The sequence below is a fragment of the Solimonas fluminis genome, assembly GCF_002930645.1.
GTDB lineage: Bacteria > Pseudomonadota > Gammaproteobacteria > Nevskiales > Nevskiaceae > Solimonas_A > Solimonas_A fluminis.
The window spans coordinates 60,755-73,527 of sequence record NZ_PSNW01000010.1; the positions used below are offsets into that span (position 1 = coordinate 60,755).

At 67.4% G+C, this 12,773-nt stretch carries 11 protein-coding genes; 9 read left to right on the forward strand and 2 right to left on the reverse strand.

The genetic code is table 11. The annotated features are described in order from the left end of the window. Positions 1-202: 202 nt before the first annotated feature. Entirely contained in the window at positions 203-1,021 is an 819-nt protein-coding gene (locus tag C3942_RS16740; protein WP_104231509.1) for a hypothetical protein, read from the reverse strand. A 279-nt stretch (positions 1,022-1,300) separates the two neighbouring features. On the opposite strand from C3942_RS16740, the gene C3942_RS16745 reads away from it, so the two are divergent. The 9 genes from C3942_RS16745 (at position 1,301) to C3942_RS16785 (ending at position 10,405) form a co-directional block, all read left to right on the forward strand. Continuing rightward, positions 1,301-2,728, forward strand: a complete 1,428-nt coding sequence (locus tag C3942_RS16745; protein ID WP_104231510.1) for a 3-oxoacyl-ACP reductase — start codon at positions 1,301-1,303, stop codon at positions 2,726-2,728. Between the two features lie 286 nt (positions 2,729-3,014). After that, positions 3,015-3,602 (forward strand): GTP cyclohydrolase II, encoded by a 588-nt coding sequence (gene ribA / locus C3942_RS16750; protein ID WP_104231511.1) that lies wholly within the window; start codon positions 3,015-3,017, stop codon positions 3,600-3,602. After that, positions 3,599-5,602, forward strand: coding sequence for an AarF/UbiB family protein (locus C3942_RS16755; protein WP_104231512.1), 2,004 nt, complete (start codon positions 3,599-3,601; stop codon positions 5,600-5,602). Before ribA ends, C3942_RS16755 begins: the two co-directional genes overlap by 4 nt. Before the next feature lie 11 nt (positions 5,603-5,613). Beyond that, positions 5,614-6,618, forward strand: a complete 1,005-nt coding sequence (locus C3942_RS16760; RefSeq protein WP_104231513.1) for a quinone-dependent dihydroorotate dehydrogenase — start codon at positions 5,614-5,616, stop codon at positions 6,616-6,618. Between the two features lie 177 nt (positions 6,619-6,795). Then, on the forward strand, positions 6,796-7,995 hold the full coding sequence (locus C3942_RS16765) for an OmpA family protein (protein ID WP_165797496.1): 1,200 nt from the start codon (positions 6,796-6,798) through the stop codon (positions 7,993-7,995). Between the two features lie 92 nt (positions 7,996-8,087). Then, positions 8,088-9,170 carry a metallophosphoesterase gene (locus C3942_RS16770; RefSeq protein WP_104231515.1) on the forward strand — a complete coding sequence of 361 codons (1,083 nt, stop codon included), beginning with the start codon at positions 8,088-8,090 and terminating at the stop codon, positions 9,168-9,170. Continuing rightward, on the forward strand, positions 9,167-9,700 hold the full coding sequence (locus C3942_RS16775) for a hypothetical protein (protein ID WP_104231516.1): 534 nt from the start codon (positions 9,167-9,169) through the stop codon (positions 9,698-9,700). The genes C3942_RS16770 and C3942_RS16775 overlap by 4 nt, the downstream gene beginning before the upstream one ends. 2 nt (positions 9,701-9,702) lie before the next feature. Continuing rightward, positions 9,703-9,909, forward strand: coding sequence for a DUF1289 domain-containing protein (locus C3942_RS16780; protein WP_104231622.1), 207 nt, complete (start codon positions 9,703-9,705; stop codon positions 9,907-9,909). Positions 9,910-9,964: 55 nt separating this feature from the next. Continuing rightward, positions 9,965-10,405 carry an acyl-CoA thioesterase gene (locus tag C3942_RS16785; protein WP_165797497.1) on the forward strand — a complete coding sequence of 147 codons (441 nt, stop codon included), beginning with the start codon at positions 9,965-9,967 and terminating at the stop codon, positions 10,403-10,405. A 73-nt stretch (positions 10,406-10,478) separates the two neighbouring features. Here the strand turns inward: C3942_RS16785 and C3942_RS16790 are convergent, their stop codons facing one another. Further along, complete coding sequence (locus tag C3942_RS16790) at positions 10,479-12,638, reverse strand: PhoX family protein (RefSeq protein ID WP_104231518.1); 2,160 nt, start codon at positions 12,636-12,638, stop codon at positions 10,479-10,481. Positions 12,639-12,773 lie beyond the last annotated feature (135 nt).

A 12,773-nucleotide genomic window follows, 5' to 3' on the forward strand; every position in this document is an offset into this window, starting at 1 on the left:
CTGCGCAGCTGCTGCAAGAGAGGTCGAATCCGCCGCCCACTCGCTGCGCTAGTTAAGCGATGGGGCTGCCATCCATGGCGAGACATTGGCTCGCCCATTGCAGCCCCGCCCGGCCATCCGTGGCCGGGCGTTCGGCGACGCAGGCCTGCCCTTCAAGGCATCGCCAAAGCGCATCGCCTCATCCCTCCATGCGGCTCGGGGCTTACTGCACCTGCACCGGGCCCGCCAGCTTCTTGCCCAGCGCGCGGTTGTTGCGGTCGGTGACGCCGCTGCCGACGGTCACGGTGTAGCGGCCGTTCTTGGCCACCGGGAACACCAGCATCTTCTTGTTGCTAGCGCCCAGTTCCCACTTGCCGGACACGGCGTTGCCGGCGGCATCCTTCACCTTGATGTTCTGGTCGGCGCTGGCGGCGCTATCGAACGTGCCGTTGAACATCAGCACCACGGCCTTCTTGTAGGCGGCGGAGCCGGCGTACACCAGCGACAGCTCGTTGGGCGACTCGGCGCCCCACCAGGGGCCGACCGGCTTGGCCGGGGCCGGCTTCTTCTTTTCGGCCGGCTTGGCGGCGGGCTTGGGGGCTTCGGCGACCGGGGCAGGGGCCGGTTCGGCGGCCGGAGGCGGCTCGGCCGCGGGCGGCGGTTCCACGGCAGCCGGAGCAGGCTCGGCGGCCGGCGCCGGGGCGGCGGCGGCGTCCACGGCGCCCATGTCGCCGTTGCCGGCGTCGGAAGTGTCCGCGGGGGCCTCGGCGGCGGCCGGATCGGCGGAGGCCTCCACCGGCGCCGCTTCATCGGCGGCAGCCGTGTCTCCGGCAGGGGCGGCCTCTGCGGGCGCGGCGGCGGGCGCCTCCGCGGAGTCGATCGCGGCGAGATTCAGCTCGCTGGCGAAGACTTCCTCCACCGTCGGGCCTTGCTGCTGGCGCTTCTCCTCCACGTGACGCTGCGGCGCGATGGCATGCAGGACGAAGTAGGTTCCGGCGGTGATCGCGACGGAAACGACGCCAAGCGTCAGGGCTTTGTTCATCTGGTCCAACCCTCCAGAAATACGGTTTCGTTATGGGCGCCGCAAGGAATCAGCCGTGGAGCGGCTGGGGCGCGAATTATGACGAGCATCAGGTCGGAAAACTATCCGACAGCCGCCTGCGCGCCGTCAATGCGGCGGCGGAAAGCCCTGATTTCAACGGCGCAAAGCGGTGTCAGCGCGGCCAAGGACGCTACGGCGGCGATGGGTTAGCTTGGTTGTCTTGGCGGAGCTTTCTTGGCTCCCACCCCCTTCGTTACGGCAAAGCAATCAGGAGCAGCGATGAGCGATCGCTTGATGGAATTCACCCAGACCCCCTTCGGCAAGAGCCTGGCCAACCTGCTTGGCCTGCCGCAGCCGCCGCGCCTGAACCGCGCCAAGGCCGCCTGGGCCGACCGTCCGCTCGACGGCAAGTTCGTCACCGTGGGCTCCGGCAACGGCGCCGCCCTGGCCAAGCCCCTGCTGGAAACCCTGGCCGCCGCCGGTGCCGTGGTCCGCATCGTTCCGGAGCATGCCGGCCTGGCGCCCGTGAAGCAGGCCGCCGCCGAGCTGGGCATCGCCGTCACCGGCAATCCGGCGGCCGAGTCGGGCGCCCCGCGCAGCCATGCCCTGCTGTTCGATGCCTCCGGCATCGCCAGCGCCGAGCAGCTGCGCGAGCTCTATGACTTCTTCCAGCCGCTGGTGCGCAGCCTGCCGTCCAACGGCCGCGTCGTGGTCCTGTCGCGTGCCCCGGACGAGATCGAGGAGATCGGCCTGAAGACCGCTCAGACCGCGCTGCGCGGCTTCGTGCGCTCGCTGGGCAAGGAAATCGGCAAGAACGGCACCACCGCCAACCTGCTGGAAGTGGCCGACGGCGGCGCGGAATGGCTGTCGGCGCCGCTGCGCTTCTTCCTGTCCGAGCACTCGGCCTACGTCACCGGCCAGCTGCTGCGCGTGGGCAAGGGCCCCAAGGGCGGCGAGCCGCAGCCCCTGACCGGCTCGCTGGCCGGCAAGGTGGCCCTGGTGACCGGCGCCGCCCGCGGCATCGGTGCCTCCATCGCCGAGACGCTGGCCCGCGAGGGCGCCACCGTGATCGGCATGGATCACCCCTCGGCCGAGGGCGGCCTGGGGGAGACCATGTCGCGCATCGGCGGCCATGGCCTGGCGCTGGATGTGACCGCCCCGGATGCGGCCGACCGCATCGCCCAGGAGGTCGTCGGCAAGTTCGGCGGCCTGGACATCGTCGTCCACAACGCCGGCGTGACCCGCGACAAGATGCTGCGCAACATGTCCCCGCAGCAGTGGGACCTGGTGCTCAACATCAACCTGGGCGCCATCCTGCGCATCAACGAGGGCCTGCTGAAGAACGGTCTCAAGGACGGTGCGCGCATCGTCTGCATCTCGTCCATCGGCGGCATCGCCGGCAATGCCGGCCAGACCAACTACGGTTCGACCAAGGCCGGCGTCATCGGCTACGCCCAGGCCCTGGCCGCCACCATGGCCAAGCGTGGCGGTGCGATCAACGCCGTTGCCCCGGGCTTCATCGAGACCGCCATGACCGCCGCCATGCCGCTGGGCCCGCGCGAAGTCGGCCGCCGCATCAACTCCCTGTCGCAGGCCGGCCTGCCGCAGGACATCGCCGAGACGGTGGCCTTCCTGGCCTCTCCGGCGGCGGGCGGCGTGAACGGCTCGACGCTGCGGGTCTGCGGCCAGAACTGGATGGGCGCGTAAGGAACCCAATAGGCCTGCTGCGCGACCCGATCTTGCATCTGCGGTGCTCGCCGTACTTCAGTACGGCTGTGCTCCTCGCTGCAACCTCGGGCCGCTCGCGACGGCCTCTTGGGCTCCTTGGAGAGCGCGGTTGAGGCATGGGGAGGGCCGCAAGGCCCTCCCCATTTCTTTGCAAAGCCGTCACAATGCGCCGAATGCCACCTGGCTTCCTGGCCGGGCGGTAAAAAAGATAACGACTTCAATGCATTCCGGGCGGCTGAGACCGGAAGGCCCGATAATCTGCCGCATGACTCTCCAACGGATCGCCGAATCCAAGCTGCCGACCCCCTTCGCCGAGTTCCGCATCACCGTGTTCCAGTCCGACGACGGCAAGGAACATGTGGTGGTGTCGCTCGGCGAACTGGCGGGTGAACCGCCGCTGATCCGCATTCACTCCGAGTGCCTGACGGGGGATGCGCTGTTTTCGCTGCGCTGCGACTGCGGGGCGCAGCTGAACGCTGCGCTGCAGAAGATCGCCGAGGACGGGCGGGGCGCGGTGCTGTACCTGCGCCAGGAAGGCCGCGGCATCGGCCTGGGCAACAAGATCCGGGCCTACGCGCTGCAGGACAAGGGGGCGGACACGGTGGAAGCCAACCACCAGCTGGGTTTCCCGGCCGACGCCCGCGAGTATGGCCTCGCCATCGACCTGCTCAAGGAGCTGGATCTCTGCCATATCCGCCTGATGACCAACAACCCGCGCAAGCTCGACGCGCTGGAGCAGGCGGGGGTGACCATCGTCGAGCGGGTGCCGCTGGAAAGCGGCCGCAATCCGCATAACGAATCCTACCTGGCCACCAAGGCCGCCAAGCTGGGGCACCTGCTGGGCCTGCCGTGAACCACTCCGAGCCCTCCGATCTCGCTGACAAGCAGCTCGGCCTGCTGCGCGGGCTCGGAGCGTTCACGACGTCCACCTACCGCCTGACCAAGGGCTTTGCGCCGCTGCTGAAGCTGCTGGCGTCGGAGCCGGATGTCACCCGCGACGAGCTGACCCTCGCCATCGACAAGGCCTTCGAGGGCCTGTACCAGCACCCGCTGCTGCGCCAGACCGAGAAGCTGACCAGCTACCTGCGCAAGCGGCACCTGATCCCCAACGAGCAGTCCACCGAGGACCTGATCCGCTTCCTGGTGGAACAGGTGACGGCACGCTCGCCGGTACCGGTGCCCGAGGCGCTGGTGCAGGAGTTCTGGCTGTTCTTCAACGAGCTGTTCTCCTCGCCGGACCTCAAGGGCCTGGGCGAGCTGACGCTGGACATGGTGCGGCTGGTGCTGCGCACCTACGAGCCGCAGCTGGTGGAGATCGTCAACCTGCTCAAGGCCGGCCGCCGCTTCAACCAGTGGCAGCTCAACGAAATCCTGCGGCGCGCGGCGATCATCCGAAACGATGCCACCATCGTGCGGCGCCAGATCCGCGCGCTGCGCCACATCAAGCCGTTCTTCCAGGCCGACCCGCGCGACTTCGGCGCGCAGGCGCAGATCGTGGCGGCGATGGTGCGGGAGTTCGGTCCGTTCTTCATCAAGATGGCGCAGGTGGCGGCCGCCAACACGGACTTCCTGCCCGAGGAGATCGCCAGGGAGCTGGCGGTCTTCCACGAGGACGTGCCGGCCATGACCGAGGAGGAGGTGACCTCCGCCTTCCTGGAATGCTACGGCAAGCCGGCGCACAAGCTGTTCATGGACTTCGACCCGGCGCGGCCGGTGAAGTCCGGCTCCATCGGCAGCGTGTACTTCGCCAAGAAGCCCTTCATCGAGGACGGCAAGGAAGTCCTGAAGCCGGTGGTGATCAAGGTCGGCCGCCACAACATCGACCGCGAGTTCATCATCGGCAAGCTGGTGCTGGGCCTGGCGATCATGTCGTCGCAGTACTGGGCGCCGCATACCAAGCTGGCGCCGTTCCTGCGGGCGATGCAGGAGCAGATCGACGAGTTCGTCGCCGGCTTCGTGGAGGAGCTGGACTTCGAGAGCGAGGCTCGCCACCACCTGCGTTTCTACGAGCGCAGCCTCAAGTCCAACATGTGGAAGGTGCCCGCGATCTACCATCACACGCGGCGCATCATCGAGATGGAATACCTCTCCGACGCCACCAGCCTGACGCGCGCCCTGCGCCGCATGCCACTGTCGGAGCGCTGCCGCTTCCAGCGCCAGATCTCGGAGCGCCTGCTGTATACGCTGCTGTACCACGTGATGGTGCACGGCGAGATGCACGGCGACCTGCACCCGGGCAACATCATGATCGGCTCGGACGGTTCGCTGCACCTGATCGACTGGGGCAATGTCGTGCCGCTGGACGGCAAATGGAACCTGGTCTGGGACTACCTGGCCGGCGCCATCCTCGCGGATACCGACCTGCTGGCGGACACGCTGATCCGCGTCAGCACCCAGCCGGAGGCCAATGCCGTGCGCCGCGCGGAGATCAAGGCGCTGCTGGACGAGACGCTGGCCAAGAAGAACATCCGGCCGCTGACGCTCGGCAACTTCATCCCGGAACTGAAGCGGGAAGGGGCCGACGGCCTCTACCGCCGTGGCCAGGCGATCCTGCAACTGATGTCCAACACCCAGCATGCCGGCGTGGTGCTCAAGCGCGACTACCTGCACCTGTCGCGCGCGCTGTTCGCCGCCGCCGGCAGCTTCGGCTCGCTGTACGAGAACGAATCCAAGAAGAAGCTGGCCGCCGACGTGGCCCGCGGCCTGCTGCGCCTGCCGGTGACCTTCACGCAGGATCGCCTGTACGAAGAGAGCCGCAGCCTGCGGGCCCGTCTGGCCCGCGTGCTGCCGCTGCCCGGAATCATCAAGCAACGCCTGGCGCCGCCCGCGCGTCCGGCCCTCAACGCCCCGTAGTCCCAGTCCCCATGCTCTATTCGCTGGCGCGCAGCGCGCTGTTCCAGCTCGATGCCGAACGCGCGCACGAGCTGACGATTACTTCCTTCAAGCACTGGCCGCGCCTGGCCACGGCGCCCTTCGCCGGCCGCGCCCCGGACGATCCGGTGAAGCTGCTCGGCCTTCATTTCCCCAATCGCGTGGGCCTGGCGGCCGGGCTGGACAAGAACGGCGAATGCATCGAGGCCTGGGCGCGCCTGGGATTCGGCTTCATCGAGGTGGGGACGGTCACGCCGCGGCCGCAGCCGGGCAACCCGCGCCCGCGCATGTTCCGCCTGGTGGAGCAGCAGGCCCTGATCAATCGCCTGGGCTTCAATAACAAGGGCGTGGACTACCTGCTGCAGCAGGTGGCCAAGGCCGACTACCAAGGCATCCTCGGCATCAACATCGGCAAGAACGCCGACACGCCGATCGACCGCGCGGCGGACGATTACCTGATCTGCCTGCGCAAGGTCTATCAGGCGGCCAGCTACGTCACGGTCAACATTTCCTCCCCCAACACCAAGAACCTGCGCGACCTGCAGGACGAGGCCAAGCTGGAGGCCCTGCTCAAGACGCTGAAGGCCGAGCACCGGGAACTGGCGCAGCGCCACGGCAAGCACACGCCGCTGCTGGTGAAGATCGCGCCGGACGTCAGCCCGGCGCAGCTGGACCATATCGCCCGCCTGGCCGTGGAACTGGGCATCGACGGCCTGATCGCCACCAACACCACGCTGTCGCGCCCGGGACTGGAACGGGAAGCGCTGGCGAAGGAGCAGGGCGGCCTGTCGGGCGCGCCGCTGGAGAGCCTGGCCTGCGAGACCCTGCGCCAGCTGCGTGCGCGCGTCGGCAAGGACTACCCGCTGGTGGGCGTGGGCGGCATCTGCTCGGGCGAGGATGCCCGGGCACGGCGCCGGGCCGGTGCCGACCTGCTGCAGATCTATACCGGCTTCATCTACCAGGGCCCGCGGCTGATCGGCGACTGCGCCCAGGCATGAATGAGGGCCGGAAAAGGGCCCATCCGGAAGGGGTAGCTAGGAGAAATTGCCCATAACATGGGCAAGGTTGCCGCTGTCATCGGCAATACATTATATTCGACGAATAATCACTCCAAGTTGCGATAGTGCTTGGATTTTTTCTTTTCGGCGGTTCATAACAGGGGAAGAGCGATGCGCATGCGGATCATCAGCGCGGCGGCCTTGGCGATGTTCAGTGTCGCCCCGGCTTACGCGGTTACCACGGACGGCTACGAGATTCCGTATGTCGGAGCGTTCTATTCCTACGAGATCGGCGACAGCGCGCGCGATTCCGATGACGGCCAGGGCTTCCAGCTCAACATCGGCATGCCGATCGACTGGGGCAGCAACAATGCGCTCGAACTGAGCTTCCTTGATGTCGGCCGCGAGCGCGAGATCGACGGCAACAAGGACTACCAGTCGGCCCTGTCGCTGGACCTGGTGCACCACTACGGCGAGCCGCAGACCGGCGTGAAGTACGTGCCGCGCTTCAAGCCCTTCGTGCTGGCGGGCGTCAACCTGATCCAGGAAGACGTGCGCGGTGACGACCACGTCCACGGCGGCCTCAACGTCGGTGCCGGCCTGCTGTTCCCGCTGCCCTGGTACGGCCTGGGCATCCGCACGGAAGCCCGCGCCCAGGCGCAGTACAACGACGAGTCGGTCTCGGGCGAGGACTACCTGATCGACTACCGCTTCAACGTCGGCCTGCAGGTGCCGCTGACGCCGTTCTTCGCCGAGCGCAGCGAGCCGGTCGGCAAGCCGGGCGAGTGCGAGATTTCCGTGGTCGATCCGGTCACCGGCCGCAGCGACTGCGCCGTGGACACCGATGCCGACGGCATCTTCGACAGCGTCGACCAGTGCCCCGGCACGCCTCCGGGCACGCCGGTCAACACCAACGGCTGCCCGGTCGCCAGTACCGGCACCGACACCGACGGCGACGGCGTTCCCGACGTGGCGGACCGCTGCCCCGAGACCAAGCGCGGCCTGACCGTGGACGTGGCCGGTTGCGTGGTGGGCCAGACCATGACCCTTCAGGGCGTCAAGTTCCACAACAACTCCGCCGAGCTGACCGAGGATTCCCGCGGCATCCTCGACGGCGTGGCCCGTACCCTCAGCAGCCAGAAGAACCTGGCCGTGGAGATCGGCGGCCACACCGACGCCATCGGTACCGAGGCCTTCAACCTGCTGCTCTCGCAGCAGCGCGCCGAGTCGGTGCGCCAGTACCTGATCGGCCGCGGCATCGACAGCGGCCGCATGACCGCGCAGGGCTACGGCGAGTTCCAGCCGGTGGCTTCCAACGAGAACGAGGCCGGCCGCGAGAGCAACCGCCGCGTCGAGTTCAAGATCATCGTCGAGTAATCCTCTTCGATCATCTTCCGGTACCAGACCGCGTGCTACCCTCCGGTGGCACGCGGTTTTCCGTTTTCTGCCTCCCTGGAGAGGGGTGATTCATGTTCAAGCGCCTGCTTATTGCTACTGCACTGGTCCTCTCGGGATGTCAGGGCGGCTCCGACGAGATCGGCTCCGGCGGCGGCTCCTCCGGGGGCGTCGTCCGCTTCATCGTCCTGGGGGACTCGGGTGCGCCGCCCGAATCCGGCGACGTGGCCAAGATCGTCGAGAAGGTCTGCGCCCAGCGCGGCTGCGACTTTGCCGTGGGTGCCGGCGACAACATCTACGACCAGGGCGCCGACTCGGTCGATGACCCGATCTTCCAGTCCGCCTTCGAGGAGCCCTACAAGAACCTGGACTTCCCGTTCTTCATGGCCCTGGGCAACCACGACAACTCCAATTCGCCCCTGGGCGGCGGCGGCACCAACGAGCGCGGCGACCACGAGGTGGCCTATACCGCCAAGTCCTCGAAGTGGACCATGCCGGCGCGCTACTACACGCAGGGCTGGCCGCGCGGCAGCAGCAAGCCGGTGGTCGAACTGTTCGTGCTCGACTCCAGCCCGATCACCCATTTCTTCAATGACCTGAACCCGGCCTGGAACGGTGCCAACCTCGAGACCTACATCGCCGAGCAGAAGACCGACATGCAGGCGGCGCTGGCGGCGAGCAAGGCCACCTGGAAGTTTGCGCTGGCTCACCATCCCTACGTGTCCAACGGCATGCATGGCAATGCCGGCAACTACGAGGGCGGCGCCCAGCCGGACCTCTGCGCACTGGCCGGCCTGATCAGCCCCAGCTGCCGCGGTGCCGACTACAAGCTCTTCCTCGAGCAGACGATCTGCGACAAGGTGGACGTCTTCTTCAATGGCCATGACCACGAGCTGTACTGGCTCAAGCCGGTGGCCTCCTGCGGCAAGACCCACCACATCCTCTCCGGTGCCGCCTCCAAGCACCGCAGCATCCAGGACCAGGCGCGCAACGAGGCCTTCTATCAGGTCGGCGACACGCATGGCTTCTTCTGGGTGGAGCTGCGCGGCAACCGCTTCACCGGTGCGGCTTACCGCGTCGGCGCCGGCGGCATCGCCACCGACGTGGACGACAAGGGCGAGCCCAAGCCGGCCTTCGAGATGAGCTTCACCAAGTGAGGCTGCTGCTGGCCGCCTTGCTGCTGCTGGGCCTGGCGGCCTGCCAGCGCCAGCCGCCGCCGCAGGCCGTGGACGTGCCGGCGGCAGGCCTGCAGCTGCGCGTGCCGGCCGGCTGGCGGACGGATACCAGCCCCGGCAGCCTGTTCTTTGCGCTGCCGACGGAGCAGGGGCAGCTGGTCGGGCGCAGCTTCTTCCTGGTGGCGAGCGACCCGATGCGGCCGCAGCCCAGCGGCCGCCCGGCGAGCCTGGACAGCTATGTCCGCTACAAGGAAGAGCAGGGCAGGGCCCAGGCCCGCGCGTATCGCGTGGTGCATTCCGAGCGCCTGGCCCTGGATGGCGTCGAGGCGGAGCTGCGCGAGATCGAGCTGTCCGGCCAGATGGAACCGCGGCGCAGCCTCGCGGCCCTGCTGGTGCGCGGCCACGAGGGACTGCTGCTGGTAGGGTCGGCGCCGATCGATGATTTCCCCCGGCTGCGCCGCGACTTCGAGGCTGTGATCCGCAGCCTGCGCTGGCAGGCGCCGGCACCTTGACCGTGGGCGAGGACGACGAGATCGAGTCGCCCTGCGTGGGCGTCTGCCGGCTGGACCCGCAGCATGTCTGCGTGGGCTGCCATCGCAGCATGGACGAGATTTCCGAGTGGCCCTACGCCACCGATCCGCGCAAGCGCGAGATCCTGCGGCTGGCCCAGCTGCGGCTGGCGGGGCTGGAGCAGAAGCGCAAGCCGTTCTGGCGCCGATAACCCCCATTTCCCTGTGCGGCAGGGCAGAATCCGGGACATCTTCCGGAGTCTTTCCATGAGCACCCCGCAGCGCAGCGATTACGGCCACTTCCTCCAGATTCCCACCCGCTGGGGTGACCTGGATGCACTGGGTCACGTCAACAACACCAATTTCTTCGTCTTCGACGAGTCCGTGCGCCTGGACTACTTCGAGATGTTCAGCCGCGACAACCCGCGCTTCTGGAAGGAAGAGGGGCTGATCCTGGCCAATCTCGGCTGCGACTTCGTCGCGCAGCTGCACCACCCCTCGGTGGTCGACGCCGGCTTCCGCATCGCGCGCCTGGGCCGCTCCAGCATGAAGACCGAGGCCGGCATGTTCGTCGGCGAGAAACTGGTGGCTGTCACGCGCGGCACGCTGGTGTGGTTCGACTACACCCAGCAGAAGCCTGCGCCCATCCCCGATCATGTGCGTGCCGGCATCCGCTCGCGGGAGCGCGTCGCGCCGGAAGAGGGCTAGCCGCTCTCCGGGAACCGGAAAGAAAACGGCCCGCTTGCGCGGGCCGAATGGCTCAAGAGTACAGCGGGAAGCTTCAGATGCCGATGACGCCACCGTCGTCGCGGGTGACCACGACCGTGGACGAACGCGGGCGGGTGACGCCGCCGTCCGGCCAGTGGCTGAGCGGGGCTGCGAGGGAGCCGCTCTCACCCGGGTGCTGGATGTTGACGAACATGGTCTTGCCATCCGGCGTCATGGCGATGCCGGTGATCTCGCAGTCCTTCGGACCCACCAGGAAGCGGCGCAGGTCATTGGACGTGGGGTTCTTGCCCTTGTAGGTCGTCTGGCCCGCCACGGTGATGTCGCCGCCATCGCCCACGGCACCGGGCGCGGCCGCCAGCATCATGCAGTTGGTGGTGTCGGTGTAGGCGCCGTCGTCGGTCTGGATCCACAGCACGCCGCGCGGGTCGAACCACAGGCCGTCGGGGCTGGACAGGTCATTGTTGGCGCCGAGGTTGGAGAGGTTGACGTCGGCCGGATAGGTGGAACGCGAACCGAACAGGTAGATATCCCATTCGAAAGTCGTGGCCGCCGGGCTGTCGCCGTCCTCGTGCCAGCGGATGATGTGGCCGTTGACATTGCCGTTGAGGCTGCTGCTGGTGCTGCCGGTATCGGCGTCGTAGTTGCGCGGGTTGGCGGCGTTGACCGGCTGCGAGGCGGAACCGCGGTTGGAGTTGTTGGTGAGGGTCAGGTAGACCTCGCCGTTGATCGGGTTCACCGCGCCCCATTCCGGACGGTCCATCTTGGTCGCGCCCACGGCGTCGCCGGCCAGGCGCGTGTTGAGGCAGACGTCCGCCTGGTTGGCAAAGGGGTAGTTGGGGCTGGTGGCGTTCAGGCCGTTCTTGTCGAACGTCAGTTCCACCCACTCGCCGGTGCCGTTGGCATTGAACTTGGCGACGTACAGCTTGCCGCTGTCCATGTACTTGTCGCCCACCGCCATGCGGTCGGCCTTGTTGGCGTCCGCCGGATCCCAGTTCGCGGTGGAGACGAACTTGTAGATGTAGTCGCCGCGGTTGTCGTCGCCCATGTAGAACACGACCGGCTTGCCGGCCTTGACCGGACCGGGCCAGCAGCCTTCGTGGGCGAAGCGGCCCAGCGCGGTGCGCTTCTTCGGCGTCTTGGTCGTGTCGTAGGGATCGATCTCGACCACGAAGCCGAAGGTATTGATCACGTTGCGGTAGTCGGCGGTGGCGGCATCGCCGGTCACGCCGGTGATCCAGCGGGCGAACTGGTCGTCCGCGCCTGCGGTTTCCCAGAGGTGGCGGCCGGCCGCGCCCTGCGCGTTGCCGTAGCGGGCCAGCGAGGTGGCCTGCTTGGCGATATCGCCGGTGCGCTTGGAGTTGTCATCGGCCGCGCGGGCGAAATAGCCCGCCCAGTTCTCCTCGCAGGTCAGGTAGGTGCCCCAGGGCGTGTAGCCGTTGGCGCAATTGTTGACCGTGCCGCGGGTCTTGGTGCCGTTGGTCGAGAACTTGGTCACGACCTGCGAGTCGCCGCGCACAGGGCCTGAAAGTTCCATCTCGGTGAAGGTGGTGATGCGGCGGTTGAGGCTGCCCTTGGTCACCGCGAACTTGCCCGCCGCGTTCTTCTTGACCTCGATCACGGAAACGCCGTGGGCGTTCATTTCCTTGATGCACTCGTCGGGCACCGTGCGCTTGCCGCTGACGCGGGTTTCGCCGGCGGCGTGCAGGTAGGTCGTCGTCAGCGCCTCGTGGTTCATGCAGAGGATGCCGCGATCGGAGGCCTTCGGATCGGGGGTGGCACCGGTGGCGGCCAGGCCGAAGAAATACATGCCGTCGTGATGGTCGCCGGCGCGGTCCACGTAGGAGGCGCCCGTTTCGCTGCCGTTGTCGGCCCAGGCCGGGACGCCTTCCTTGATCGGATCGCCCAGCGAGTACAGCACCTGGGCGGTGTAGCCATCCGGTACCGTAAGCACGTCCGCCGTGCTCTTGGGCACGGGCACGAAGCTCAGCTTCGGCGTCGGAATCGGCTCCTCGACCGGGGGGGTAGCGGGTTCATCGTTGTCGTCGTCATCGCAGCCGGCGAGGCTCAGGCTGCCGAACAGCGCAGCGGTGGTCGCGGAGAGACCACCGAACAGCGTCTGGCGACGGGTAAAGCGCGTCTCCGCGATCTCCATGATGTGGGGGTTGGCGGAGGTATTGGTGACGACATCGTCGTCATGGTCATGGTGACTCATGCGCTGGCGTTCCTTGGCTTGGGGGTAGTGGCTGGGATAAACCGGCCTGAGCCTAGGCGGCTGATGTGACGCTCGTCTGACCGTTTTGTTACGTTTGCCTGCCCGTGCCGGGGGACAGGCGGCGGTTTTCGCCTA